23 protein-coding genes and 1 tRNA gene are annotated in these 25878 nt (G+C 71.9%); 19 read left to right on the top strand and 5 right to left on the bottom strand.

All coding sequences use genetic code 11. The features are described 5' to 3' along the window. Positions 1-364 precede the first annotated feature (364 nt). Entirely contained in the window at positions 365-2836 is a 2472-nt protein-coding gene (locus OG406_RS32140; RefSeq protein WP_329189095.1) for an SCO7613 C-terminal domain-containing membrane protein, read from the bottom strand. 164 nt (positions 2837-3000) lie between these two features. Between OG406_RS32140 and OG406_RS32145 the strand changes: the two genes are divergently transcribed. Together OG406_RS32145 and OG406_RS32150 are read left to right on the top strand one after the other, a co-directional pair. Beyond that, entirely contained in the window at positions 3001-3447 is a 447-nt protein-coding gene (locus OG406_RS32145; protein ID WP_267050273.1) for an SRPBCC family protein, read from the top strand. A gap of 39 nt (positions 3448-3486) precedes the next feature. Further along, positions 3487-3558 (top strand) — tRNA-Val (locus OG406_RS32150). A 65-nt stretch (positions 3559-3623) separates the two neighbouring features. Here the strand turns inward: OG406_RS32150 and OG406_RS32155 are convergent. After that, positions 3624-4352 carry a 3'-5' exonuclease gene (locus OG406_RS32155; RefSeq protein ID WP_267050272.1) on the bottom strand — a complete coding sequence of 243 codons (729 nt, stop codon included), beginning with the start codon at positions 4350-4352 and terminating at the stop codon, positions 3624-3626. A 170-nt stretch (positions 4353-4522) separates the two neighbouring features. Here OG406_RS32155 and OG406_RS32160 point away from each other — a divergent pair, with 170 nt between their 5' ends. The 3 genes from OG406_RS32160 to thrS all read left to right on the top strand — a co-directional run bounded on the left by OG406_RS32160 (position 4523) and on the right by thrS (position 8416). Continuing rightward, a complete protein-coding gene (locus tag OG406_RS32160; RefSeq protein ID WP_266612151.1) occupies positions 4523-5089 on the top strand; it encodes a DUF4365 domain-containing protein in 567 nt (188 codons plus the stop codon). Next, positions 5086-6303 carry a hypothetical protein gene (locus OG406_RS32165; RefSeq protein ID WP_329189099.1) on the top strand — a complete coding sequence of 406 codons (1218 nt, stop codon included), beginning with the start codon at positions 5086-5088 and terminating at the stop codon, positions 6301-6303. Before OG406_RS32160 ends, OG406_RS32165 begins: the two co-directional genes overlap by 4 nt. Positions 6304-6439: 136 nt before the next feature. Next, a complete protein-coding gene (gene thrS / locus OG406_RS32170; RefSeq protein WP_266854451.1) occupies positions 6440-8416 on the top strand; it encodes a threonine--tRNA ligase in 1977 nt (658 codons plus the stop codon). Positions 8417-8449: 33 nt separating this feature from the next. On the opposite strand, the gene OG406_RS32175 is transcribed toward thrS, so the two are convergent. After that, positions 8450-9109, bottom strand: a complete 660-nt coding sequence (locus OG406_RS32175) for a potassium channel family protein (protein ID WP_164369950.1) — start codon at positions 9107-9109, stop codon at positions 8450-8452. A 67-nt stretch (positions 9110-9176) separates the two neighbouring features. On the opposite strand from OG406_RS32175, the gene OG406_RS32180 reads away from it, so the two are divergent. After that, complete coding sequence (locus OG406_RS32180; protein ID WP_267050270.1) at positions 9177-9737, top strand: HIT family protein; 561 nt, start codon at positions 9177-9179, stop codon at positions 9735-9737. Positions 9738-9879: 142 nt separating this feature from the next. After that, positions 9880-10392 (top strand): DUF4232 domain-containing protein, encoded by a 513-nt coding sequence (locus OG406_RS32185; protein WP_329189104.1) that lies wholly within the window; start codon positions 9880-9882, stop codon positions 10390-10392. A gap of 42 nt (positions 10393-10434) precedes the next feature. On the opposite strand, the gene OG406_RS32190 is transcribed toward OG406_RS32185, so the two are convergent. Continuing rightward, a complete protein-coding gene (locus OG406_RS32190; protein WP_267050268.1) occupies positions 10435-12102 on the bottom strand; it encodes a hypothetical protein in 1668 nt (555 codons plus the stop codon). Between the two features lie 157 nt (positions 12103-12259). Next, positions 12260-14455, bottom strand: a complete 2196-nt coding sequence (locus OG406_RS32195; RefSeq protein WP_329189106.1) for an elongation factor G-like protein EF-G2 — start codon at positions 14453-14455, stop codon at positions 12260-12262. A 219-nt stretch (positions 14456-14674) separates the two neighbouring features. Between OG406_RS32195 and pgsA the strand changes: the two genes are divergently transcribed. The 12 genes from pgsA to secD all read left to right on the top strand — a co-directional run bounded on the left by pgsA (position 14675) and on the right by secD (position 25877). After that, positions 14675-15397, top strand: a complete 723-nt coding sequence (gene pgsA, locus OG406_RS32200; protein ID WP_266619859.1) for a phosphatidylinositol phosphate synthase — start codon at positions 14675-14677, stop codon at positions 15395-15397. Then, on the top strand, positions 15394-16395 hold the full coding sequence (locus tag OG406_RS32205) for a phosphatidylinositol mannoside acyltransferase (protein WP_266612139.1): 1002 nt from the start codon (positions 15394-15396) through the stop codon (positions 16393-16395). The genes pgsA and OG406_RS32205 overlap by 4 nt, the downstream gene beginning before the upstream one ends. Then, the gene (locus OG406_RS32210; RefSeq protein ID WP_266854445.1) at positions 16392-17552 is read left to right on the top strand and encodes a glycosyltransferase family 4 protein; all 1161 of its coding nucleotides are present in this window, start codon (positions 16392-16394) and stop codon (positions 17550-17552) included. The genes OG406_RS32205 and OG406_RS32210 overlap by 4 nt, the downstream gene beginning before the upstream one ends. Before the next feature lie 197 nt (positions 17553-17749). Further along, a complete protein-coding gene (locus tag OG406_RS32215; RefSeq protein WP_164369955.1) occupies positions 17750-18295 on the top strand; it encodes a LemA family protein in 546 nt (181 codons plus the stop codon). A gap of 153 nt (positions 18296-18448) precedes the next feature. Further along, entirely contained in the window at positions 18449-19369 is a 921-nt protein-coding gene (gene pdxS / locus OG406_RS32220; protein WP_081223373.1) for a pyridoxal 5'-phosphate synthase lyase subunit PdxS, read from the top strand. A 6-nt stretch (positions 19370-19375) separates the two neighbouring features. Beyond that, a complete protein-coding gene (gene pdxT, locus OG406_RS32225) occupies positions 19376-19981 on the top strand; it encodes a pyridoxal 5'-phosphate synthase glutaminase subunit PdxT (RefSeq protein WP_266854441.1) in 606 nt (201 codons plus the stop codon). A 75-nt stretch (positions 19982-20056) separates the two neighbouring features. Then, entirely contained in the window at positions 20057-20809 is a 753-nt protein-coding gene (locus OG406_RS32230) for a YebC/PmpR family DNA-binding transcriptional regulator (RefSeq protein WP_164369957.1), read from the top strand. Positions 20810-20916: 107 nt separating this feature from the next. Then, positions 20917-21513: a crossover junction endodeoxyribonuclease RuvC gene (gene ruvC / locus OG406_RS32235; RefSeq protein ID WP_081223370.1), complete on the top strand. Its 597-nt coding sequence runs from the start codon at positions 20917-20919 to the stop codon at positions 21511-21513. Beyond that, entirely contained in the window at positions 21510-22121 is a 612-nt protein-coding gene (gene ruvA, locus OG406_RS32240; protein ID WP_164369958.1) for a Holliday junction branch migration protein RuvA, read from the top strand. The genes ruvC and ruvA overlap by 4 nt, the downstream gene beginning before the upstream one ends. A gap of 97 nt (positions 22122-22218) precedes the next feature. Further along, entirely contained in the window at positions 22219-23289 is a 1071-nt protein-coding gene (gene ruvB, locus OG406_RS32245; RefSeq protein ID WP_266612132.1) for a Holliday junction branch migration DNA helicase RuvB, read from the top strand. Positions 23290-23453: 164 nt separating this feature from the next. Next, a complete protein-coding gene (yajC, locus tag OG406_RS32250) occupies positions 23454-23975 on the top strand; it encodes a preprotein translocase subunit YajC (RefSeq protein WP_081223367.1) in 522 nt (173 codons plus the stop codon). Between the two features lie 141 nt (positions 23976-24116). Beyond that, positions 24117-25877: a protein translocase subunit SecD gene (secD, locus tag OG406_RS32255; protein WP_329189113.1), complete on the top strand. Its 1761-nt coding sequence runs from the start codon at positions 24117-24119 to the stop codon at positions 25875-25877. The last annotated feature ends 1 nt before the right edge of the window (position 25878 follow it).

The following is a 25878-nucleotide window of genomic DNA, read 5'->3' on the forward strand; positions in this document are numbered from 1 at the left end:
CGCGCGAGCGGGGGACTGAGCGGCGGCCGCTGTCGGCGGCGCACTCAAGGCGATCCTTGGCCTGTTCGTCAAGCACGCGTTGCGTGACGCGCCGGAGATACGCCCGGTCGGCCCCGGTGTGGAAATGCGCCGGAGCCCGGAAGTGGGCCTCGCACATCTCTCCCCGACGCTGTGGACCGGGGGCTTCCGCCCGTCGGCGGCGGATGCGACGGCCGCTCCGCGCCGCCGTTCCCATACCGGTGGCGGCCGTCCGAATTTCCGGAAGCGGTACGCGACGGGGTTCTGTCCCGGCCGCGTCCCGAGATGTTCGGCGGCGCCGGTGGCGGGGGCCGACCGGCGCCGTCGTGGAACGCGACCTGTCCGGTCAGTCCATCCGTCCCAGCACATCCCGCACGCGCCGCGCGTCGCGGATCCGCTGCTCGTACGTGGTACCCAGAGCGAGCAGCAGCACCCCGGCGAGCGCGGGCGCCACCCAACGGGGGAGCGCGTCGACCACGTGCACGATGTACGGCGCGAGTTCGTGCAGCGCGTCCAGGGCGAGCACCGTGCCGCCCAGCAGCAGCGGCGCCTGGAGACGGTGCCGCGCACCCAGCAGGGTCACGGCGAGCGCCGCCGCACCGAGGATGAGGGGGCGCAGCGCCTGCGGGTCGGCCCACGCCGCCAGCAGGCTCGGGAAGAGGCTCACGGACAGGCCCGGCGCGTACGCGGTCCAGGACGAGACCGCCGGGTCCCTGCGACGCCGGTACAGACCCACGAGCAGCGCCGGGACGGTCACCGGCAGCGTGTAGGCCTCCGGCGACGTCACGTCCCAGGCCACCAGGCGCACCCAGGCGGCCAGCACGAACAGGGCGGCCGCCGCGTATCCGACGGACCGACGGTCCTCCCGTACGGCCGTGCCCGCGGCGATGACTCCGCACAGCGCGAGGACCGTTGCCAGCATCGGCGGGTCCGTGGCGGTGAGCGCGACGGCGAGCAGTGCCGCGACGGCACCGGTGATCTCGACGGACACCGTCGTCGGCGCGTCGTCGAGGCGCGCCGCGAGCAGGGCGGCCAGGAGCGGGACCACCAGCACGAGCAGGGCCGTGTGCTGAGGCTGCCAGCCGAGGGACGCGCCCACCGCGCAGGCCGTGGCGGCGAGGTGACCGAGGGCGGCGGGCGCCCCGACCGGACCGAGGCCGGGCTGCCGGGCGGTGACCGCGAACAGGGCCGTCAGCGCGGCGAACACGATCAGGGTGGCGGTCTGCGACGCCAGCGCCAGGAACGCGAGATCGGCGGAGGTGACCAGGGCCAGGACCACGGGAACCACCGGGGGACGCGTGCGGCGGGCGAGCACCAGCAGGGCCACCGTCGTCAGCGCGTGGACGGAAAGGCCCGCCGCGTAGGGGAGTTCGAGGGCGGCCGGGAGTGAGAGGGCCGTCGACCACGCCAGAACCAGCGCGCCGGTCACAGCCCGCGGGCGCCAGGCGGCGGAGCGGACCGCGACCGCCAGGACCGCTGCGACGAGACCGAGGACGAGCGGTGCCGTGAACGCGCCGGGCGGCCAGGGCAACTCGCTCGTCACCGCGTCCCGCGCGGTCGCCGGAGCACCGGACCAGACCGAGCCCACCTGCGCGAGCGGTCCCACGAGCGAGACCACGACCACGGGCAGCGCCCAGACCACGGCCAGCCCCTGCACGGAGCCGGAAGCCGCGCCGATCCCGCGGCGCACCGCCTCCGGCAGCCCGGGCCGAACGGCCGCCAACAGAGCCAGCCCGCACGCCAGATGACCGGGAACGGTCCACCCGCCGGGCAGCACCGTACGCAGCACACCCCCGAAAGCGACGACCGTGATCAGCCCGCCGGCCGTGGCGACGCCGGTCGCTAGGGCCGGCCTCTCGGCGGCCCACGCCGCCGAGAAGGCGATCGAGGCGGCGAGGAGCAGCAGTGCGGCCGCCCGGGCCGCGGCGCCCGGTCCGGCGGCCGTCCAGGACAGGTAGCAGCCGGCGAACGTGCCCCAGCCGCCCATGCCGAACGCGCCGACGGCGGCGACGACCCGGACGGCCTTCGAGGACGCGCGCAGAGCGATCAGGGCGTCGAACGCGGCCGTCACCAGCAGCGCGGCCGTCACGGCGTGCGCCCCCGCCCCGACCGCGCCCGCCCACAGGACGAGCGGGAACTGGGCGGCGACCACGGCGGCCGGGACAGGGAGCCGCAGACCGAGGACGGCCGCTTGTCGTACCGCTCCGAACACGGCGTGCGGGGCACGGCCGCCGGTCGCGGCCTCCCCGGTCGTCCGGTCGTCGCCGGACACCTCCCGGCCCGCGGCACCGGGCCGCACGCCGACCGTGAGCCCGTACGCGGCCCACCCGACGGCCAGGGTCGCCGAGGCCAGCGCCGCGTACCCGACGCCGTCGGTGTCCGGCAGCGCGACCGTGTGCAGGGCGTACGCGTCCAGCACCGTCAGGACGAGACCGAGGCCGGCCAGCGACTCGGCGGTCGACCGCAGGCCCCGCCGCAGGAGGAGCACGGGCGAGCCGAGCGCGGCCAGCGTCACCGCGCCGAGCACGGCGGACCGCCCCACGATCCCCAGACGGCCCCAGCTCACGAGCGTGAACGCGACGGCGGCGACGGTGAGCAGGACGCCGCCGAGGATCAGGAGCACGTTCTGCACGCCAGGCGCCGTGGCCTCGGGCCGGCGGGCGGGCGGCGACGGAGGCGCGATCGGGGCGGGCCGCGGCTGGAGCAGATGGACCAGCCAGGCACGGCGGTGCAGCAACACGGCCCGGCGTGCGTCCAGTTGCCGCAGCTCGGCGTCCAGGAGCCGCAGCTCTTCGACCGGAGGCGGGAGAGGGGTCATGTCCCGGAGTGTGGTTCCGGCCACGTGTCCGGGACATGAGTCCGCGTACTCACCCCGTACTCAGGTCCGCCGGCGCGTCCGTGCGTACGGGAGCCCGGCCGGCCGTGAACAAGGCGGCGCACGCGAGGACATGGGCACCGCCCGAGGGTGGGCACACTCGTTCCATGGACTGGAGTCACTACCGCTTCCACAGCGAGTGGGAGCTGCCCGCGCCGCCCGCCGCCGTGTACGCGGCCCTGGAACGCGCCGAGAACTACCCGCTCTGGTGGCCCCAGGTGCGCGAGGTGACACCGGTCGACGACCGCAGCGGTGTCATCCGGATCCGCTCCACGCTGCCGTACGACATCACCTTCACCGCTCGCGCGGCGCGCCGGGACCCGGCGGCCGGCGTCCTGGAGATCGCGATGACGGGCGACCTGGACGGCTGGGCGCGCTGGACCCTCGACGTGACCGGACCGGGCACGCGCGCGCGGTACGACCAGGAAGTGCGCGTGACCACGGCGCTGCTGCGCCGGCTGGCGGTGCCCGGACGGCCCTTCTTCCGCGCCAACCACGCCCTGATGATGCGCGCGGGACGACGCGGCCTGAGGACCTACCTCGAAGCGGTTTGAACCCCACCCGCCCGGACCTGTATGGTTCAGTCCGTTCCCGGGCGATTAGCTCAGTGGGAGAGCGCTTCGTTCACACCGAAGAGGTCACTGGTTCGAACCCAGTATCGCCCACCCGGAAAAGACCGGTCCGTCACCGACGGACCGGTTTTTCGTTGTGCTCGCGCCCGTCCGCCCGTTCAGGCCGCGGCCGCCGGGAGATCAGGTCGCAGCGGCCACGCCGGATCCACCGCCTCGTCCGAACCGCTGCGCGCGAACCACGCCTGCAGCCCGCGCGCCTGCGCCGCGTGCCACACCGCCTGGAGCGCGTGCAGTTCGGCCGGCGACAGCCGTTCGAGCCGCGACGCGAACCGCCGCCCCACCGCCCGCACCAGCTCCAGCGACGCCAGCGCGTCCGCCGCCGCGTCGTGCGCGCCCTCCAGCACCACGTCGTAGTGCGCGCACAGATCGGTCAGGGTGCGGCGGCCCTTGCGATAGCGGTCCAGATGTTTGTCCAGAACCCGCGGGTCGAGCACCCGCAGCGCCGCCGGGTCGAACCAGCGGTCCAGCGACGACGCCCGGTGCCGGCGCAACTCCCGGTCCAGCAGCGTCAGATCGAACGGGGCGTTCATCACCACCAGCGGCCGGCCCGCCGCGGCCTGTTCGCCCAGCTCGCGCGCTATCTCCTCCAGCACCGGCGACGGCCAGCGGCCGTTGCGCTGCAGATGTTCGTCCGTGAGCCCGTGCACCGCCGTCGCCCCCGTGGGCACCGGCACTCCCGGGTTCACCAGCCAGCGGGTCACCCTGGGGCGGGTACCCGCGGCGTCCTGGACGACGACGGCGGCCGACACGATCCTGTCGGTCTCGACGTCCACGCCCGTCGTCTCCGTGTCGAACGCGGCCAGAGGGCCCTCGTACCAGCACGTCATACCAACACAACTCCTCGTTCACCTACGGCAGCTGACGCACCGTCTTCTGCCCGTTTGGTGATACCCGGGCTGTTTGCGCCGTACGCCGGAAGGAGACAACTGAGGTACGGGTCTTTGCAGTTCAGCGACCCGCAGCGCGGACACACCAAGCCTGGAAGGCTGTTGGACTCATGGCACTCGCCCAGCCCGAACGGGGCGGGCTGCTGCCCCAGCGGACGGCACCCCATCGCGGCTCCCTCGCCACCACCGCCTGCATGGAGACCCTGCAGGTGGGCTACCTGCACGCCGTGGCGGCAGCGGCCGGCTGCTCGCTCTCCCAGCCGTTCCCCGACAACGGCATCGACTGGCACGTCAGCCACAGCGCCCCCGGGCACACGGTCGACGACGAAGTCACCATCAAGGTGCAGCTCAAGTGCACCTACCAGATACCGCCCGACCCACCGGGGCCCGCGTTCTCCTTCACGCTCGACAACGCCCACCTGGCGAAGCTCGCGCGCACCCCGGTCTCGGTGCACAAGATCCTGGTCGTGATGCTCGTGCCCAGATCCCAGGACGACTGGCTGCGCGCCGGCCACGACCGCCTCGACCTGCGGCACTGCTGCTACTGGATCAACCTCGCCGGGCATGCCGTCACGGGCCGGCGCCGGACCACCGTCCGTATCCCGACGGCCCGGATCTTCGACGACCGTGCCCTCTGCGAGATCATGACGAGGGTCGGGACGGGAGGCAGACCATGACACACCGCCCGATCGACGAGCCCCTTCGGCCCGTGAGGCCGCACCCCGCCGAAACGCTCTGGGAGGCCCCTCCGGCGCCCGACCAGGTCGACCCTGCCGTCCTCGGCGCCCTCCTGCAACGCCACGGCTGGCAGCGGCGCGGGGGAGCCCCGGGACGGTACGGCCGGTGGACACCACCCGGGCCCGGGGGCGGCGGCACCAGCCTGCTGGTGCCGGAGAACCGGGCCTTCCCCGACAGCGACGACCTGCTCGGCGAAGCTCTCGTCGCGCTCGCCCGCAGCGGCTCGTCGTCCGCACGCGACGTGCTGCTCGCGCTCGCCGTTCCCAGCGACGAGATCCGCTGGTGGCGGGACGTGCCCACCGGACCCGCGGGCGCCGCGCCCTGGACCGTCGAGGAACAGCTGCGCGGTGCCGCCCGCCAGATGCTGCTCGCCGCCGCGCTCGCCACCCGCGCACGGGCCGGCTACTACGGCGCCCGGCACCGCAGGTCCGCCGCCGCCTCCCTCGACGACGTGCTGGTCGGAGCCGAACCGGGCGGCCGCCGCCTCACCGCGTTCGTGCCCGTAGCCGCCGGCCGGCCCCTCGCCGTCCGCCTGCACCAGGCGCTGTACGCGGCCCGCGAAGCCATCGACTACCAGCGGGCCACCGGTGGCATGGACGCGTTCGACGCGGCCGTCGAGGCCGGCGTCAGCCACGAGCTGATGGAAGCCCTGGTGGCCCTCGTGCGGGGGACGGAGGGCGCCCGGATCGCCGTCGAGTGGTCGCCCGCCGAAGGCGTCCCCGAGGGCGGAGCGAACCCCGCCGAGGCCGTCGAGTTCTCGCCCGGCGACCTTCCCGTGCTCCGTGAGGCCGGCGCCCGGTACCTGCGCGAGGAACCGTCCGTCCCCGTGCGCCTCACCGGCGCGGTCGTCAGGATGCGCCGCTCGGGCCCGCGCGGCGCGGGCACCGTACGGCTGCGGGTCATCGCCGGTGCGGAGGTCCCGCACGTACGGGTCACCCTGGACGAGGAGGCCTACCGGATAGCGGGCCAGGCCCATCTGGTGGGGCTGCCCGTGCGCGTGCACGGACGGCTGGAGAGCCGCGGCGGCTTCCGGCGCCTCACCGACGCCTCCGGAGTCGTCCCCGTACAGGTCGACGAGGCGGAGCGGGACCGGCTGATGAAGTCGCTCCAGGAGAACCTGGACTTCTTCGAGGAGGCCTGCAGCGGGGACTGAGGCGGCCCGCGACGGGGACCTGGGCGGTGCCTGTCCACAACCCTTTCGCGGAGGGGTCCCCGGGCTCGGTAGGATTCGGGGCATTGCCATGCCATGCCGTATGTGGTGTGGAGTCGCCTTCAGTCAGGAGAGTCCGGTGTCAGACGTCCGTGTGGTCATCCAACGCGATTCCGAGCGGGAAGAGCGCGTGGTGACGACGGGCACTACGGCCGCCGAGCTCTTCGCCGGCCAGCGCACCATTATCGCGGCCCGCGTGGCCGGCGAGCTGAAGGACCTCGCCTACGAGGTGCGGGACGGCGAGGAGGTCGAGCCCGTCGAGATCTCCTCCGAGGACGGCCTGAACATCCTGCGCCACTCCACCGCGCACGTCATGGCCCAGGCTGTGCAGGAGCTCTTCCCCGAGGCCAAGCTCGGCATCGGCCCCCCGGTCAAGGACGGCTTCTACTACGACTTCGACGTCGCGAGGCCCTTCACCCCCGAGGACCTCAAGGCCGTCGAGAAGAAGATGCAGGAGATCCAGAAGCGCGGCCAGCGCTTCTCCCGTCGCGTCGTCACCGACGAGGACGCCCGCGAGGAGCTCGCCGCCGAGCCGTACAAGCTGGAGCTCATCGGCATCAAGGGCTCCGCGTCCTCGGACGACGGCGCGGACGTCGAGGTGGGCGGCGGCGAGCTGACCATCTACGACAACCTCGACGCCAAGACCGGCGACCTGTGCTGGAAGGACCTCTGCCGCGGTCCCCACCTGCCCACCACCCGCAACATCCCGGCGTTCAAGCTCATGCGCAACGCCGCCGCGTACTGGCGCGGCAGCGAGAAGAACCCCATGCTCCAGCGCATCTACGGCACCGCCTGGCCCTCCAAGGAGGAGCTGAAGGCCCACCTCGACTTCCTCGCCGAGGCCGAGAAGCGCGACCACCGCAAGCTGGGCAACGAACTGGACCTGTTCTCCATCCCGGACCAGATCGGCTCCGGCCTCGCCGTCTTCCACCCCAAGGGCGGCATCATCCGCCGGGTCATGGAGGACTACTCGCGCCGCCGGCACGAGGAGGAGGGCTACGAGTTCGTCTACACCCCGCACGCCACCAAGGGGAAGCTCTTCGAGACCTCGGGCCACCTGGACTGGTACGCCGACGGCATGTACCCGCCCATGCAGCTCGACGAGGGCGTGGACTACTACCTCAAGCCCATGAACTGCCCGATGCACAACCTGATCTTCGACGCGCGCGGCCGCTCGTACCGTGAACTGCCGCTGCGCCTCTTCGAGTTCGGCACCGTGTACCGGTACGAGAAGTCCGGCGTCGTGCACGGCCTGACCCGTGCCCGCGGCTTCACCCAGGACGACGCGCACATCTACTGCACCAAGGAGCAGATGGCGGAGGAGCTCGACAAGACGCTCACCTTCGTCCTGAACCTGCTGCGCGACTACGGCCTCACCGACTTCTACCTGGAGCTGTCCACCAAGGACCCGGAGAAGTTCGTCGGCTCGGACGAGGTCTGGGAAGAGGCCACCGAGACGCTGCGCCAGGTCGCCGAGAAGCAGGGCCTCCCGCTGGTCCCGGACCCGGGCGGCGCCGCCTTCTACGGCCCGAAGATCTCCGTGCAGGCCAAGGACGCCATCGGCCGCACCTGGCAGATGTCGACCGTGCAGCTCGACTTCAACCTGCCCGAGCGCTTCGACCTGGAGTACACCGGCCCGGACGGCACCAAGCAGCGCCCGGTCATGATCCACCGCGCGCTCTTCGGTTCCATCGAGCGCTTCTTCGCCGTGCTCCTCGAGCACTACGCGGGTGCGTTCCCGGCGTGGCTGGCGCCCGTCCAGGCGATCGGCATCCCGATCGGTGACGCGCACGTCGAGTACCTGCAGAAGTTCGCCGCGCAGGCCAAGAAGAAGGGGCTGCGCGTCGAGGTGGACTCCTCCTCGGACCGGATGCAGAAGAAGATCCGCAACGCGCAGAAGCAGAAGGTGCCCTTCATGGTCATCGCCGGCGACGAGGACATGGCGGCCGGCGCCGTCTCGTTCCGCTACCGCGACGGCTCGCAGGAGAACGGCATCCCGCTCGACGAGGCCATCGCCAAGATCGCCCGCGTCGTCGAGGAGCGCGCGCAGATCTGATCCGCCGCATCTGACGAGAGGCCTCCGCGAAGCTCAGCTCCGCGGAGGCCTCTCGTCGTCGCCCTCACGCGAGAACACCTGCAGCAGCCACGACGAGAACGAGCCCGTGACCGCGCCGAGCAGGGCCAGACCGCACGCCATCATGGCGACCGCGATGACGCGTCCCCGCGCCGTCACCGGCGTCACGTCGCCGTAGCCCACCGTCGCGAGCGTGGAGGACGCCCACCAGACGGAGTCCCCGAAGGTGCGGATCGTCGCGCCCGGCGCCTCGTACTCCGCCTGGTAGACGGCGAGGGCCCCGGCGAAGCCGAGCAGCAGGACGGCGATGCTCGCGTAGAACATCACCCGCGCGTACAGCGGCAGCCGGGGCTCGCCCCGCCGGCGCAGCACGGCGTCGTAGAGCCGGACGACCCGCAGCGGCCGCAGCAGCGGCAGGACGAGGACCACCGTGTCCAGGACATGGGTCCGTACGAACGCGAGGCCTCGTCCGCTCAGCCGCCAGAGGACCAGGTAGTCGACGAGGAACATCGCCCAGGTGACCGCGATCACGATGAGGCAGACCCGGCGCCCCCAGTCGGGCATCCCGTGCGCCAGCACGTGCACCGCGTAGGCGGTCAGGAAGAGCAGAGACGCGATCCCCAGCGGTACCTCGGTGCGCTGCGCCCAGCGGCTCGTCGGGCTGTCGTCGTCCATGGCCCCAGCTTGGCCGCAGGCACCTTTCCCGGGCACCCGCCGACACGCCGCGAACGGGCGAAGCAATATGCTGCATCACATGACGAGTGAGCCGGAGCAGCAGATCGGAGTGGGAACGCAGGACGCGTTCCAGCGCCTTTGGACGCCCCACCGGATGGCTTACATCCAGGGCGAGAACAAGCCCACCGGCCCGGGGGCCGACGACGGCTGTCCCTTCTGCTCGATCCCGGCCAAGTCCGACGAGGACGGGCTGATCGTGAAGCGCGGCGAGCAGGTGTACGCGGTGCTGAACCTCTACCCGTACAACGGCGGGCACCTGATGGTCGTGCCCTATCGGCACGTCGCCGACTACACGGATCTCACCGCTCCCGAGACCGTGGAACTGGGCGAGCTGACCAAGCAGGCCATGACCGCCCTGCGGACCGCCTCCGGCGCGCACGGCTTCAACATCGGCATGAACCAGGGCACGGTCGCCGGCGCCGGCATCGCCGCCCACCTGCACCAGCACATCGTGCCCCGCTGGGGCGGCGACACGAACTTCATGCCGGTCGTCGGCCACACCAAGGTCCTGCCCCAGCTCCTCGCGGACACCCGCGAGATGCTCGCGGACGCCTGGCCCGCCGCCTAGAGCCCGCCTTCCCGGGCATCGGCCGTTTCCGCCGCGGGGACGTCACCCGTACGAGGGGAATGCGGTGGGGCGCGACGGTGCGGGGGCCTTGGCGGACAGGTCAGAGGTGCTCGCCCGGATCCGCCGGGACCACAGGAGGGGGATGCTCGTGCATCGTCGCAGCGCCCTGATCGCAGCCACCGCCACCCTGCTCGTCGGCGCGGCAGGCCTCGGAACGGCGCACGCGTCGTCACCGTCGGCCCTCGCCGCCGGTGCTCCGTCCGCGTGCCGTCCGGCGAACCACACCGCCAGGATCACCGCGGGCCCCGCCACCGCGGGGCACCGCCACTACCGGGTCACCCTGACCGCCGCGCGGGGGTACGAACCCTGCCGGCTGGCCGGTTCACCGGCGGACGTCCGCTTCCACCAGCACGGTTCCCTCCGAGGAGTCACCCCCGGCCGGTACGGCTCGCAGCGCGCCGTGGTGATGTTCGGCCCGGGGCGTCCCGTCCACTTCGACATCCAGGTGCCGGGCGGCCCCGGCGGAATCCGGGCCGACGAGGCCACCTTCACGCTGAGGGCCCCGGACGGGGTGATCCCCGGTGAGTCCAGCGCCTCCGGCCGGTTCGTCGTGGCGGCCGGCACCGTCGTCGGTCCGGTGCGGCCCGGAGCCTGACTCCTCGGGGCGGGCGGGCCGTTCCCGGCCCGCCGTTCCGCCCTACGCGTCGTACAGATCGGCCTTGCGCGGTGCGGCGTCCTGCACCGCGGTGCTGAGGAACGACGAGCGGTTGCCGAACTTCTCGGTGTCCACGCCGTTCTCCTCCAGGACCCTGATCGCCGCCGCGTGCACCACACGCAGCACGGGCGTCGCGGCCCGCAGCGCGTCGTCCGCCATGAAACGGTGCCGCCACGGCTGGTCGGCCCAGGCGTGCCGCAGCCCGAACGGCTCGGGCAGCGCCAGCGAGCCGCCCAGCCAGTCCAGAAGCGGCGGATACCAGCTGAGGGGGGCCCGCGCGGCCAGCCGTACGACCTCGTCGGCGGTGACCAGCGGCAGGCTCACCTTGCGGGTCTCCCAGAACCGGACGGTCTTCGCGACCTCCTTGGTCGGGGCCTCCGGCTTGGTGGTGAACAGCGAGTTCACCGGGCCCAGCGCGTGCCCGGTGACCTCGATGCGCAGCGTCTCGTGGAGCACGGTCACCGTGATCAGCATCGTGATGACCAACTGGCCGTCCCAGAGCGTCCACTGGACCCCCAGGTAGTGCCGGTCGCCGCTGCCGAACTGCTGCTTGTTGCAGATGTCCTGGATGGCATGGTTCCTGACCGTGTACGCGTCCACGTCCGTGCCGCCCGGCCGGGACACCGCCTTCGCGTTCTCCCCGATCGGCGTGACCACCCAGTGCTTGAGCGAAGGCGCCGGGAAACCACCGGTGTTGAGCGGACCGCGCTCCAGCATGCGCAACTGGTCGTGGATGCTGCGGATCACGTCCCAGCTGCGGAACGGGTGGATCTCCTTGGCCGCGTCCCGGGGCACCAGGTCCTCGGCGAGCTGCCAGCTGCCCCAGCGTGTCCCCATGCCGAGGATGCCCTTGGGGCCCGCGTAGAACACGGAGTTGGACTGCTGCTCGGCGCCGAGGCGGGCGAGGGACTGGCGCAGCCGCTCGGCCGCCGTCTCGCCCGGGCTGCCGGGGACCGCCTCCGGGATCTTCGCGCCGAGACCGCCGCCGGACAGGAGGCTGTCCCAGCGGGCGCGCAGGTCCTTGGCCGTGCGCTCGCAGATCTGCTTGGCCCAGAGCCAGCCGACGACGGGCAGGACCACCGACGCGCGTCCGTACCAGCCCCAGAAACCCGTGAACGGCATCTTCAGGAGGAACAGGACGGCGAGGGCGCCGGCCGCGAACAGGAGCGTGGTGCCGAGGGCCGAGGCGCGCTTGTTCTCGCTCTTGGCGATCTGCGTGCGGATCGTGAAGACGAGCAGCCACACCACGAGGCCCGGCAGGAACAGCAGCCCGCAGAGCACCATGACGGCCGACAGCCAATTGTCGCGGTCCCGGCGGATGTTGGTCGCCGCCAGGCAGTGCTCCACGACGACCTGCGGCTCGGTGCCGAAGGACTGGATGAGCGGCTTGCGGCCGACACCCAGCATGCGGCCGGTGACCGCCGTCGAGAAGGCCTCGCCGAGATTCGGCGCGAGCAGCTTGATCCGCGGGGCCTTGACGGTCGACTGGTGCCATTCGTTGTCGGCCTTGAGGATCTCCGTGACCGGACTGTCGCGATACGCCGCCGAGGCCAGGGCGAAGGTCGCCGCCGTCTGTCCCGCGGAGCCCGTGAGCGGCACCTGCGCCCCGGGAGTGAAATCGAACCCCTCGAACGTCACTTCCGCCCCCATCGCCGCCGCACCCGCTCCTGCGGCTTTCCCGACTTCGGTGCTCCGCACACCTGTTGATCAGGTCATCGTCTTGATCAGGTTCTCAGAGTAACGGGCATGACCGACATTCGTCGGCGGACGGCCGAAGCCGTCCGCCGACGAACGACGCCCCGAACCCTCAGGAGTCCGGGGTCCGTTCGCGGATCCGTTCGGCGATCTGCTGCGGCATCGGTTCGTGCCGCGCGTAGTGCCGGTCGAACCGCGCGGTGCCGTGCGAGATGGACCGCAGATCGACGGCGTACCGCCCGATCTCGATCTCCGGCACCTCCGCCCGGACGAGCGTGCGTCCGCCGCCCGCCTGCTCGGTGCCCACCACCCGGCCGCGCCGGCCCGACAGGTCGCTCATCACGGCACCCACGTAGTCGTCGCCGACCAGCACACTCACCTCGGCCACCGGCTCCAGGAGGTGGATCCTGGCGTCGGCCGCCGCCTCGCGCAGCGCCAGCGCCCCCGCCGTCTGGAAGGCGGCGTCGGAGGAGTCCACCGAGTGCGCCTTGCCGTCGCGCAGCGTGACCCGGACGTCGATGAGCGGATAGCCCGCGGCCACGCCCCTGGCCGCCTGGGCGCGCACGCCCTTCTCGACGGACGGGATGAACTGACGGGGCACGGCGCCCCCGATGACCTTGTCCACGAACTCGATGCCCGAGCCGTTCGGCAGCGGTTCCACCTCGATCTCGCAGATCGCGAACTGACCGTGTCCGCCGGACTGCTTCACATGCCGGCCCCGCCCGCTGGACGTGCCGGCGAACGTCTCGCGCAACGACACCTTGTGCGGGACGACGTCGACCTGCACGCCGTACCGGTTGCGCAGCCGCTCCAGCGCGACGTCCGCGTGCGCCTCGCCCAGGCACCACAGGACGACCTGGTGGGTGGCCGGATTCTGCTCCAGCCGCATGGTGGGGTCCTCGGCGACCAGCCGGCCGAGCCCCTGGGAGAGCTTGTCCTCGTCCGCCTTGCTGTGCGCCTCGATGGCGAGCGGGAGCAGCGGGTCGGGCATCCGCCAGGGCTCCATGAGAAGCGGGTCGTCCTTGGCCGAGAGGGTGTCGCCGGTCTCGGCGCGGTTCAGCTTGGCCACGCTGGCGAGATCGCCGGCGATGCAGTGGGTGAGGGCCCGCTGCTGTTTGCCGAACGGCGCGGACAGGGTGCCGATGCGCTCGTCGACGTCGTGGTCCTCGTGGCCGCGGTCGGTGAGGCCGTGCCCGGAGACGTGCACGGTCGCGTCCGGGCGCAGCGTCCCCGAGAAGACCCGGACCAGGGAGACCCGGCCGACGTACGGGTCGGACGCCGTCTTCACCACCTCGGCGAGCAGCGGGCCGTCCGGGTCGCACGCCTCGACCGCGCGCGAGGCGCCGTCCGGGGTGGTCACCGAGGGCGCCGGGCGCTCCAGCGGGGTGGGGAAGCCGCCCGTGACCAGTTCGAGGAGCTCGACCGTGCCGAGACCCTGCCGGGCGCCCTCGGCGGCCGGGGCTGCGGCCAGCACCGGGAAGAAGGTGCCGCGGGCCACGGCCCGCTCCAGGTCCTGCACGAGCGTCTTGAGGTCGATCTCCTCGCCGCCGAGGTAGCGGTCCATGAGGGTCTCGTCCTCGCTCTCGGCGATGATTCCCTCGATCAGCCGGTTGCGGGCGTCCTCGATGAGCTGCCGCTGCTCGGGGCCCGGTTCCGCCTCCTTGCGCTCCCCGGAGGCGTAGTCGAACAGCCGCTGGGTCAGCAGGCCGATCAGGCCGGTCACGGGCGCGTGCCCGTCCGGTGCCTCGGGCCCCCGCAGCGGCAGGTACAGCGGCAGGACGGCGTCGGGGTCGTCCCCGCCGAACGCCTCCGCGCAGATCCTGGTCATCTCCTCGAAGTCCGCCCTGGCCGATTCGAGGTGGGTCACCACGATGGCGCGCGGCATCCCGACCGCCGCGCACTCCTCCCACACCATCCGGGTCGAACCGTCCACGCCGTCCGAGGCCGAGACCACGAAGAGGGCCGCGTCCGCAGCGCGCAGACCGGCCCTCAGTTCCCCGACGAAATCCGCGTACCCCGGGGTGTCCAGAATGTTGATCTTGTATCCGTCCCAGTCGACGGGGACCAGGGAGAGCTGCACCGAGCGTTGCTGCCGGTGCTCGATCTCGTCGTAGTCCGAGACGGTGCCGCCGTCCTCCACGCGGCCCGCCCGGTTCACCGCTCCCGCGGTCAGCGCGAGAGCCTCCACCAATGTCGTCTTGCCCGATCCGCTGTGGCCGACCAGCACCACGTTCCTTACGGACGCGGGGTGGTCGGCCGCCGTAGCCCTGCCGGCGGCTCCGGGGTGTGCGTGCGCCTTGTCGCCCATGGCCTTGCCTCCCGTGCACGGTGAGGTCTCTGTGGGCGCGGACATGCTCAGGCCGCGTGCGGTGGCGGCACCGGTGACGCCCGCGGTGTCTTCGAGCTTCGCACTCGCGTCACGGCGCGTCCATACAGTGGACGCGACGGCGCCGCGGCACCGACGGCATCGCGTCGTGACACGGGGGTGCGGGTGCCCGGCCGTCGCACAGGCGCACGCGTGACTACGATGGGGCGGCCGGTGGCCAGCAGGGGCCGCGCGGCGACACCGACCCTCGGGAAGGCCATGCTGAACAAGTACGCGCGTGCATTCTTCACGCGTGTCCTCACACCGTTCGCCGCGTTTCTCATCCGCCGGGGGGTAAGCCCCGACACGGTCACCTTCCTGGGCACGGCCGGAGTGATGGCGGGCGCACTGGTCTTCTTCCCGCGGGGAGAGTTCTTCTGGGGCACGATCGTCATCACGCTGTTCGTGTTCTCCGACCTCGTCGACGGGAACATGGCGCGCCAGCTCGGCCGCTCCAGCCGCTGGGGGGCCTTCCTGGACTCCACGCTCGACCGGGTGGCCGACGGCGCGATCTTCGGCGGCTTCGCGCTCTGGTACGCGGGTGGCGGCGACGACAACGTCCTGTGCGCCGTTTCGATCTTCTGCCTGGCCAGCGGCCAGGTGGTCTCGTACACCAAGGCGCGCGGCGAGGCGATCGGCCTGCCGGTCGCCGTCAACGGCCTGGTGGAGCGCGCCGAGCGACTGGTGATCTCCCTGGTCGCGGCCGGTCTTGCGGGCCTGCACGCGTTCGGTGTGCCCGGCATCCAGGTGCTGCTGCCGATCGCGCTGTGGATCGTCGCCGTCGGCAGCCTCGTCACGCTGGTCCAGCGTGTCGTCACCGTCCGCCGGGAGTCCGCCGAGGCGGACGCCGCCGCTGCCGCCGCGAACAGCGAGGCCACCTCGTGACCAGCCTCCAGGACCGGCTGGCGGACGGCGCGTACGCCCTCGGCTGGAGCACCGTCAAGAAGCTCCCCGAGCCCGTCGCCGTGCGCCTCGGCCGGACGATCGCGGACCTCGCCTGGAAGAAGCGCGGCAAGGGCGTGCTCCGTCTGGAGAGCAACTACGCGCGCGTGCTGCCCGACGCGACACCGGAGCGCCTGGCCGAACTCTCCAAGGCGGGCATGCGCTCGTACCTGCGCTACTGGATGGAGTCGTTCCGGCTCCCCGCGTGGAGCGCGGACCGGGTGCGGGGCGGCTTCGAGCCGAAGGACCTGCACCACCTCACCGACGGCCTCGCCGCGGGCAGGGGCGTCGTCCTCGCCCTGCCGCACATGGCCAACTGGGACCTCGCCGGCGCCTGGGTCACCACCAAGCTGGAGACACCCTTCACGACCGTCGCCGAGCGCCTCAAGCCCGAGTCGCTGTACGACCGTTTCGTCGCCTACCGCGAGGGCCTCGGCATGGAGGTCCTGCCGCACAGCGGCGGCACCGCCTTCGGCACGCTCGCCCGGCGGCTGCGCGACGGCGGACTGGTCTGCCTGGTCGCCGAACGCGACCTGTCCTCGTCGGGCGTCGAGGTGCGGTTCTTCGGCGAGGCGACCCGGATGCCCGCCGGACCGGCCCTCCTCGCGCAGCAGACCGGCGCCGCGCTGCTGCCGGTGACGCTCTGGTACGACGACTCGACCGTCATGCAGGGCCGCGTCCATCCGCCCGTCGAGGTTCCCGTGTCAGGCACCCGTGCCGAGAAGACGTCTGTCATGACACAGGCGATGGCCGACGCCTTCGCCACGGGAATCGCCGACCACCCGGAGGACTGGCACATGCTGCAGCGGCTGTGGCTCAAGGACCTCGACGCCGGGAAGGCTCCTCAGGAGCCCCGCCCGCAGGAATCCGTGACCCCCGGGCATCCGGTCGAGCCCGAGACCCCCCTGGCCTCCGAGGCTCCCGAGAAGAGGACCCCGTGAGGATCGGCATCGTCTGCCCGTACTCCTGGGACGTCCCGGGCGGCGTCCAGTTCCACATCCGGGACCTGGCCGAGCACCTCATCGGCCTGGGACACGACGTCTCCGTCCTCGCCCCCTCGGACGACGACACCCCGCTGCCGCCGTACGTCGTCTCGGCGGGCCGCGCCGTCCCGGTGCCCTACAACGGCTCGGTGGCGCGGCTGAACTTCGGCTTCCTGTCGGCCGCGCGGGTACGGCGCTGGCTGCACGACGGCACCTTCGACGTGGTCCACATCCACGAACCGTCCTCGCCGTCCCTCGGCCTGCTCACCTGCTGGGCCGCGCAGGGCCCGATCGTCGCGACCTTCCACACCTCCAACCCGCGTTCCCGGGCGATGGTCGCCGCGTACTCGATCCTCCAGGCCGCCCTGGAGAAGATCAGCGCGCGCATCGCGGTGAGCGAGTACGCGCGCCGGACCCTCGTCGAGCACCTCGGCGGCGACGCCGTCGTCATCCCGAACGGCGTCGACGTCGACTTCTTCGCCCGTGCCAAGCCCAAGCCGGAGTGGCAGGGCGACACGATCGGCTTCATCGGCCGCATCGACGAGCCCCGCAAGGGACTGCCGGTGCTCATGAAGGCCCTGCCGAAGATCCTCGCCGAGCGCCCGCAGACGCGGCTCCTGGTCGCCGGACGCGGGGACGAGAAGGAGGCCGTGGAGTCGCTGCCCGCGGAGATGCGGTCGCGCGTCGAGTTCCTCGGCATGGTCAGCGACGAGGACAAGGCCCGCTTCCTGCGCAGCGTCGACCTGTACATCGCGCCCAACACGGGCGGCGAGAGCTTCGGGATCATCCTGGTCGAGGCGATGTCCGCCGGCGCGCCCGTGCTCGCCGCGGACCTCGACGCGTTCGCCCAGGTCCTCGACCAGGGCGCGGCCGGCGAGCTGTTCGCGAACGAGGACGCGGACGCCCTCGCCGCCGCCGCGCTGCGCCTGCTCGCCGACCCGGAGCGCCGCGCCGAACTGCGGAAGCGGGGGAGTGCCCACGTGCGGCGCTTCGACTGGTCGACGGTCGGCGCGGACATCCTCGCCGTCTACGAGACGGTGACGGACGGCGCGGCGGCGGTGGCCACGGACGAACGCACGGGCCTGCGCGCACGGTTCGGGATGGCCCGGGACTGACGTCAGGGCCGGTGCCCGGCCTGCCCAGGGGCCGGGCCCCTGGCGGCGGGCCGACCGGGCCTCCGGCGACCGGCCGACCGGGCCTCCGGCGACCGGCCGACCGGGCACCGGCCGACCGGGCGGACGCGGCACCGACGGTGCGAAGGGGGCCCGGTGCCTGACGGGGCCACGGGTCCGCACGGGTAGCCTTGCCGCCCGTGACCGCAACCCTCATCTGGATCCTCGTCGCGCTCGTGGCGATCGGCCTCTACCTGAGCTGGACCGCCGGACGGCTCGACCGCCTGCACGCCCGGATCGACGCCACCCGTGCCGGCCTCGACGCCCAGCTGCTGCGCCGGGCCTCCGTCGCGCAGGAACTGGCCACCTCCGGAGTGCTCGACCCGGCCGCCTCGATCGTGCTCTACGAAGCCGCCCACGCGGCCCGGCAGGCCGAGGAGGAGCAGCGTGAGGTGGCCGAGAGCGAACTGAGCCAGGCCCTTCGCGCGGTGTTCGGGGAGGTCCAGCAGGTCGAGGCGGTCCGCGAGGTCCCCGGCGGCGAGGAGGCCGCCGGCGAGCTGGCCCAGGCCGTCCGGCGCGTGCCGATGGCCCGGCGCTTCCACAACGACGCCGTACGGGCTGCCCGCGCCCTGCGCCGCCACCGCAAGGTCCGCTGGTTCCGGCTCGCCGGGCACGCACCCTTCCCGATGGCCTTCGAGATGGACGACGAGCCCCCGATCGCCCTGGCGGACCGCCCCACCAGCTGAGACCGTCTCCCGGACCGGCGGGAGGAGAGCCGGGGGAGGAGGCCGGTCGCGGGGAAAACGATCCACCGCCTCCTCATTGGCCCTTGCAGTGGACTGGTCACGTCGCGTTTCCTCGAAAGCGCACAAACCCTCTTTCACCCAGCGAGGTCACCCGTGTCCAGCACGCTTCCCAGCACCGCCCCGTCCGAGAACACCGCGATCGGCACCGCCCGCGTCAAGCGCGGCATGGCCGAGCAGCTCAAGGGCGGCGTGATCATGGACGTGGTCAACGCCGAGCAGGCGAAGATCGCCGAGGACGCCGGCGCCGTGGCCGTCATGGCCCTGGAGCGGGTCCCCGCCGACATCCGCAAGGACGGCGGCGTGGCCCGTATGTCGGACCCGAACATGATCGAGGAGATCATCGACGCGGTCTCCATCCCGGTGATGGCCAAGTCCCGCATCGGCCACTTCGTCGAGGCCCAGGTCCTGCAGTCCCTCGGCGTCGACTACATCGACGAGTCCGAGGTCCTCACCCCGGCCGACGAGGTCAACCACTCCGACAAGTGGGCCTTCACGACCCCCTTCGTCTGCGGTGCCACCAACCTGGGCGAGGCCCTGCGCCGTATCGCCGAGGGCGCGGCCATGATCCGCTCCAAGGGCGAGGCCGGTACCGGCAACGTCGTCGAGGCCGTCCGTCACCTGCGCCAGATCAAGAACGAGATCGCCAGGCTGCGCGGCTTCGACAACAACGAGCTGTACGCCGCCGCGAAGGAGCTGCGCGCCCCGTACGAGATCGTCAAGGAGGTCGCCGAGCTCGGCAAGCTCCCGGTCGTCCTGTTCTCCGCCGGTGGTGTCGCCACCCCCGCCGACGCCGCGCTCATGCGCCAGCTCGGCGCCGAGGGCGTCTTCGTCGGCTCCGGCATCTTCAAGTCCGGCGACCCGGCCAAGCGTGCCGCCGCCATCGTGAAGGCCACCACCTTCTTCGACGACCCGAAGATCATCGCGGACGCGTCCCGCAACCTCGGCGAGGCCATGGTCGGCATCAACTGCGACACCCTCCCCGAGACCGAGCGCTACGCCAACCGCGGCTGGTAGTCACCCATGAACACTCCTGTGATCGGTGTCCTGGCACTCCAGGGCGACGTACGGGAGCACCTCATCGCCCTGGCCGCGGCGGACGCCGTGGCCAGGCCGGTGCGGCGCCCCGAGGAGCTCGCCGAGATCGACGGCCTGGTCATTCCCGGCGGCGAGTCGACCACCATCTCCAAGCTGGCCGTCCTCTTCGGAGTGATGGACCCGCTGCGCGCGTACGTCCGGGACGGCATGCCCGTCTACGGAACCTGCGCCGGCATGATCATGCTCGCCGACAAGATCCTCGACCCGCGCTCGGGCCAGGAGACCATCGGCGGGATCGACATGATCGTCCGCCGCAACGCCTTCGGACGCCAGAACGAGTCCTTCGAGGCGGCGGTCGACGTCCGTGGCGTCGAGGGGGATCCTGTGGAGGGCGTCTTCATCCGCGCCCCCTGGGTCGAGTCCGTGGGCGCCGAGGCGGAGGTGCTGGCCGAGCACGAGGGCCACATCGTCGCCGTCCGCCAGGGCAACGCGCTCGCCACGTCGTTCCACCCGGAGCTGACCGGCGACCACCGGGTGCACGGTCTGTTCGTCGACATGGTGCGCGCGAACCGGACAGCGACGTCCTTGTAGGATCTGGGGGTCCCCTCAGGCTCCGCAAGCCCGGGGGAGTTCGTCCAGGTTGGGTTACGCGAGGGAGACAGGCAGATGTCCGGCCACTCTAAATGGGCTACGACGAAGCACAAGAAGGCCGTGATCGACGCCAAGCGCGGCAAGCTCTTCGCGAAGATGATCAAGAACATCGAAGTCGCGGCCCGTACCGGTGGCGCGGACGTGTCCGGCAACCCGACGCTGTTCGACGCCATCCAGAAGGCCAAGAAGAGCTCGGTCCCGAACAAGAACATCGACTCCGCGGTCAAGCGCGGAGCCGGTCTCGAAGCCGGCGGCGCCGACTACGAGACGATCATGTACGAGGGCTACGGCCCGAACGGTGTCGCGGTGCTCATCGAGTGCCTCACCGACAACCGCAACCGCGCCGCCTCGGACGTCCGCGTCGCCATGACCCGCAACGGCGGGAACATGGCCGACCCGGGCTCCGTGTCGTACCTCTTCAACCGCAAGGGCGTCGTCATCGTCCCCAAGGGCGAGCTGAGTGAGGACGACGTCCTCGGCGCCGTCCTCGACGCGGGTGCCGAAGAGGTCAACGACCTCGGCGAGACCTTCGAGGTCCTCTCCGAGGCCACCGACCTGGTCGCGGTGCGCACCGCGCTCCAGGAGGCCGGCATCGACTACGACTCCGCCGACGCCAACTTCGTCCCGACCATGCAGGTCGAGCTCGACGAGGACGGCGCCCGGAAGATCTTCAAGCTGATCGACGCCCTGGAGGACAGCGACGACGTGCAGAACGTCTTCGCCAACTTCGACGTCAGCGACGAGGTCATGGAGAAGGTCGACGCCTGAGGGCTCGTACCGAACGACGGGCCGACGGGACACACACCCGTCGGCCCGTCGCTTTGTCGGTGCCACCCGATAGCCTGCACGAACAGGCGAACCGAGGAGGGGCCGGCGTGCGGGTGCTGGGGGTTGACCCGGGATTGACCCGGTGCGGTGTCGGGGTGGTCGAGGGAGTCGCGGGCCGGCCCCTGACCATGTGCGGCGTCGGCGTCGTCCGCACCCCGGCCGACGCCGAGTTGGGCCTGCGCCTGGTCGCCGTCGAGCAGGGCATCGAGCAGTGGCTCGACGAGTACCGGCCCGAATTCGTCGCCGTGGAGCGGGTGTTCAGCCAGCACAACGTCCGTACGGTGATGGGCACCGCCCAGGCCAGTGCCGTCGCGATGCTGTGCGCGGCCCGGCGCGGCATCCCGGTCGCCCTGCACACACCGAGCGAGGTCAAGGCCGCCGTCACCGGCAGCGGACGCGCGGACAAGGCGCAGGTCGGCGCGATGGTCACCCGGCTGCTCCGGCTCGACGCGCCCCCCAAGCCCGCCGACGCCGCCGACGCCCTCGCGCTCGCCATCTGCCACATCTGGCGGGGCCCCGCCAAGAACCGCCTCCAGCAGGCCGCCGCCACGAACGGACAGCACCAGGCCGTCGCGCAGAACCGCCTGCAGCAGGCCGTCGCCGCACACGCCTCACGTCAAGCCTCGAAAGGCCGTACCGCATGATCGCCTTCGTCAGCGGCCCGGTGGCCGCCCTCGCCCCCGACTCCGCCGTGGTCGAGGTCGGCGGTATCGGCATCGCCGTCCAGTGCTCGCCCAACACGCTGTCCGGGCTCCGCATGGGCCGTGAGACCAAGCTCGCCACCTCCCTCGTGGTCCGCGAGGACTCCCTCACGCTCTACGGCTTCGTCGACGACGACGAGCGCCAGGTCTTCGAGCTGCTCCAGACCGCGAGCGGGGTCGGTCCGCGCCTCGCCCAGGCGATGCTCGCCGTGCACAGCCCGGACGCCCTGCGCCGCGCCGTCTCCACCGGCGACGAGAAAGCGCTCGTCGCCGTCCCCGGCATCGGCAAGAAGGGCGCGCAGAAGCTCCTGCTGGAGCTGAAGGACCGGCTCGGCGCCCCCCTCGGCCCCGGTGGCCCGGCCATCGGCACGGCGGTCACCGCCGGCTGGCGCGAGCAGCTGCACGCCGCGCTCATCGGTCTCGGGTACGCGACCCGGGAGGCCGACGAGGCGGTCTCCGCCGTCGCCCCGCAGGCCGAGGCGGCCGAAGGCACCCCGCAGGTCGGCCCGCTCCTCCGGGCGGCCCTGCAGACACTGAACCGGGCGCGCTGAGGGCCCGGGCCGCCCTGCCCGGCCGCCGAGGCGGGACTGACCCGCGTCCGCCGAACCGCCGACCGCCCCACCACCACGAGACCGCGAGGCACCACCGATGAACTGGGACGACACGACCGACGAAACCGCCGCGGAGCGGTTGGTGGGATCTGTCGCCGACCGTGAGGACCAGGCCGTCGAGGCCGCCCTGCGCCCCAAGGACCTGGACGAGTTCATCGGACAGGAGAAGGTCCGCGAACAGCTCGACCTGGTCCTGCGGGCCGCCCGCGCGCGGGGAGCCACCGCGGACCACGTGCTCCTGTCCGGCGCCCCCGGGCTCGGCAAGACCACCCTCTCCATGATCATCGCGGCCGAGATGGGCGCGCCCATCCGCATCACCAGCGGCCCCGCCATCCAGCACGCCGGAGACCTCGCCGCGATCCTCTCCTCCCTCCAGGAGGGCGAGGTCCTGTTCCTGGACGAGATCCACCGCATGTCCCGGCCCGCCGAGGAGATGCTCTACATGGCGATGGAGGACTTCCGGGTCGACGTCATCGTCGGCAAGGGGCCCGGCGCCACCGCCATCCCCCTGGAGCTGCCCCCCTTCACCCTGGTCGGCGCCACCACGCGCGCGGGACTGCTCCCGCCGCCCCTGCGCGACCGCTTCGGCTTCACCGCGCACATGGAGTTCTACGGACCCGGCGAGCTGGAACGCGTCATCCACCGCTCCGCCGGCCTCCTCGACCTGGAGATCGGCACGGAGGGCGCCGCCGAGATCGCCGGCCGCTCCCGCGGCACGCCCCGTATCGCCAACCGCCTGCTGCGCCGCGTGCGCGACTACGCCCAGGTCAAGGCCGACGGGGTCATCACCCGGGAGATCGCCGCGGCGGCCCTCAAGGTGTACGAGGTCGACGCGCGGGGCCTGGACCGGCTCGACCGCGGTGTCCTCGAGGCGCTCCTCAAGCTGTTCGGCGGCGGTCCGGTCGGCCTGTCCACACTCGCCGTCGCCGTGGGGGAGGAGCGTGAGACCGTGGAGGAGGTCGCCGAGCCCTTCCTCGTACGGGAGGGACTCCTCGCCCGTACTCCCCGTGGCCGGGTGGCGACACCCGCGGCATGGGCGCATCTCGGCCTCACGCCACCCCGCCAGTCCGCGGGCGGAAAGGGACAACAGGACCTGTTCGGGGCGTGACGGCGCGCACAGGGGCCGGGCCAGGAACCCCGGTGCCATGCTGAGCGTTGTTCCCTGAGCGCGGACTCGCTTAGACTCCGCCGATGCCGCCCTTGCCGACGGCATACATACCCCCATCCAGCAGGCCGCTCACCATGTGCGGTCGAAGAAGGAAGTTCCGACCCGTGAGTCTCGTGACCCTCCTCCCGTTCATCGTGCTCATCGGGGCCATGTTCCTGATGACCCGGTCGGCCAAGAAGAAGCAGCAGCAGGCTGCTTCCATGCGCAACGAGCTGCAGCCCGGCTCTGGCGTGCGCACGATCGGTGGTATGTACGCCACCGTCAAGGAGGTCAACGAGGAGACGGTCCTCCTCGACGCGGCCCCGGGCGTGGACCTGCTCTTCGCGAAGAACTCGATCGGCGCCGTCCTCACGGACGACGAGTACAACCGCATCGTGCACGGCATCGAGCACGACCTGAAGGCCGACGGCAGCTACGTGCCGGACGACGCCTCCTCCCTCACCGAGACCGACGAGCCCGCCGCCGACGCCTCTTCCGACGCCTCCGACGACAAGCCCCTCGACCTCGGCAAGAAGGACGCGCCCGTCGCGCCCGCCGACGAGGTCACCGAGGCGAAGGCCGACCAGGCCGCCGACGTCGACGCGATCGAGCCGAAGAAGACCGACGGCGAGGCCGACGCGAAGTAGCCACGACCCGGGAGCGCGGCGCGACCCGCTCGCACTCCGCACCTCCCGGGACGTGCTGTTCTCGCACGGAGTCCCGACACCATGGCATGGCCGTCCCCGCGCTCACCCGGCGCAGAGCGGCCCGAGAGGGAGTACGAGAAGGTGGCAGCACCGAAGAAGGGCCGGAGCGCCAGCGCCCAGAGCAGGCCGGGGCGCGCGCTGGTCCTGATCCTGATCGCCATCGCGGCGCTCACCGGGGGGATGTTCGCCTCCGGACACACCACTCCGCGTCTCGGCATCGACCTCGCCGGCGGCACGAGCATCACGCTCACGGCGAAGAACGAGCCCGGCCAGCCCAACGCGATCAACAAGACCAACATGGACACTGCGGTCGACATCATGAACCGCCGTGTCAACGGTCTCGGTGTGTCCGAGGCCGAGGTGCAGACCCAGGGATCCGACAACATCATTGTCAACATCCCCAAGGGCACGAACTCCAAGCAGGCCCGTGAGCAGGTCGGCACCACGGCCAAGCTCTACTTCCGTCCCGTGCTGACCACCGAGGTCTCCGGCGCCGACAAGTCGGCCACCCCCTCGCCGAGCACGTCGAGCAGCTCCAAGGCCACGGACAAGGCCACCGACAAGGCGACCGCGTCCCCGTCGTCGTCCTCGTCGTCCTCCGTGACGCCTTCGCCGACCGCCACCTCCCAGGGCCGCGCGGTCACCGACGCCCTGAAGGCGGACTCCAGCCCGTCGGCCGGCTCCTCCGCCTCCTCGAGCCCCACGCCGACGCCGAGCGGCAGCGTGGACCCCGCGACCGCGAAGCTCCAGGCCGCGTACACCGCGCTCGACTGCTCGAAGAAGGCCGACCGCGCCACGGCCGGTGACGGCGCCAAGCCCGCCGACCCGACCGTGGCCTGTGGCCAGAACGGCTCGGGCCAGTGGCAGAAGTACGTGCTCGGCCCGGCCGAGGTGGCCGGTACGGACATCAAGAAGGCCGGCGCTGTCTTCGACACGCAGAGCGCCGCGGGCTGGAAGGTCACCATGGACTTCACGTCCGGTGGCTCCAAGAAGTTCGCCGCCATCACCGGCAAGCTCGCCCAGCAGCAGCCCCCGCAGAACCAGTTCGCCATCGTCCTCGACGGTGAGGTCGTCTCCGACCCGTCCGTGGCCCAGTCGCTCAGCGGCAGCGCGGAGATCTCCGGCAGCTTCACGCAGACCGAGGCGCAGGACCTGGCCAACATGCTGAAGTACGGCGCCCTGCCGCTCAGCTTCAAGGAGTCCAGCGTCACCACGGTGACCGCCGCGCTCGGTGGCGAGCAGCTGCACGCCGGTCTGATCGCCGGCGCCATCGGCCTCGCCCTGGTCATCCTCTACCTGGTGATCTACTACCGGGGTCTGTCGGCCATCGCCATCGCCTCGCTGCTCGTCTCCGCCGTCCTCACGTACGTGCTGATGGCGCTGCTCGGCCCGGCCATCGGCTTCGCGCTGAACCTTCCGGCCGTCTGCGGAGCGATCGTCGCGATCGGTATCACAGCGGACTCGTTCATCGTGTTCTTCGAACGCATCCGGGACGAGATCCGCGAGGGACGCACCCTGCGGCCCGCCGTCGAGCGTGCCTGGCCGCGCGCCCGGCGCACCATCCTGGTCTCCGACTTCGTGTCGTTCCTCGCCGCCGCGGTGCTCTTCATCGTCACCGTCGGCAAGGTCCAGGGCTTCGCGTTCACCCTCGGTCTGACCACGGTGCTGGACGTCGTCGTCGTGTTCTTCTTCACGAAGCCGCTGATGACGCTCCTCGCCCGCAAGAAGTTCTTCGCGAGCGGCCACCCCTGGTCCGGTCTCGACCCGAAGCGACTGGGCGCCAAGCCGCCGCTGCGCCGCACCCGTCGCGCGTCCGCCCCCGTCGACACGAAGGAGGCGTGAG

Origin of the sequence: Streptomyces sp. NBC_01428, from assembly GCF_036231965.1 — a bacterium.
Taxonomy (GTDB): Bacteria; Actinomycetota; Actinomycetes; order Streptomycetales; family Streptomycetaceae; genus Streptomyces.

Coding starts and splice junctions, on each gene's coding strand:
- OG406_RS32140 (WP_329189095.1), bottom strand. CDS start 2,836: ATGACCCCTCTCCCGCCTCCGGTCGAAGAGCTGCGGCTCCTGGACGCC.
- OG406_RS32145 (WP_267050273.1), top strand. CDS start 3,001: ATGGACTGGAGTCACTACCGCTTCCACAGCGAGTGGGAGCTGCCCGCG.
- OG406_RS32155 (WP_267050272.1), bottom strand. CDS start 4,352: ATGACGTGCTGGTACGAGGGCCCTCTGGCCGCGTTCGACACGGAGACG.
- OG406_RS32160 (WP_266612151.1), top strand. CDS start 4,523: ATGGCACTCGCCCAGCCCGAACGGGGCGGGCTGCTGCCCCAGCGGACG.
- OG406_RS32165 (WP_329189099.1), top strand. CDS start 5,086: ATGACACACCGCCCGATCGACGAGCCCCTTCGGCCCGTGAGGCCGCAC.
- OG406_RS32175 (WP_164369950.1), bottom strand. CDS start 9,109: ATGGACGACGACAGCCCGACGAGCCGCTGGGCGCAGCGCACCGAGGTA.
- OG406_RS32180 (WP_267050270.1), top strand. CDS start 9,177: ATGCTGCATCACATGACGAGTGAGCCGGAGCAGCAGATCGGAGTGGGA.
- OG406_RS32185 (WP_329189104.1), top strand. CDS start 9,880: ATGCTCGTGCATCGTCGCAGCGCCCTGATCGCAGCCACCGCCACCCTG.
- OG406_RS32190 (WP_267050268.1), bottom strand. CDS start 12,102: ATGGGGGCGGAAGTGACGTTCGAGGGGTTCGATTTCACTCCCGGGGCG.
- OG406_RS32195 (WP_329189106.1), bottom strand. CDS start 14,455: ATGGGCGACAAGGCGCACGCACACCCCGGAGCCGCCGGCAGGGCTACG.
- pgsA (WP_266619859.1), top strand. CDS start 14,675: ATGGGGCGGCCGGTGGCCAGCAGGGGCCGCGCGGCGACACCGACCCTC.
- pdxT (WP_266854441.1), top strand. CDS start 19,376: ATGAACACTCCTGTGATCGGTGTCCTGGCACTCCAGGGCGACGTACGG.
- OG406_RS32230 (WP_164369957.1), top strand. CDS start 20,057: ATGTCCGGCCACTCTAAATGGGCTACGACGAAGCACAAGAAGGCCGTG.
- ruvA (WP_164369958.1), top strand. CDS start 21,510: ATGATCGCCTTCGTCAGCGGCCCGGTGGCCGCCCTCGCCCCCGACTCC.
- ruvB (WP_266612132.1), top strand. CDS start 22,219: ATGAACTGGGACGACACGACCGACGAAACCGCCGCGGAGCGGTTGGTG.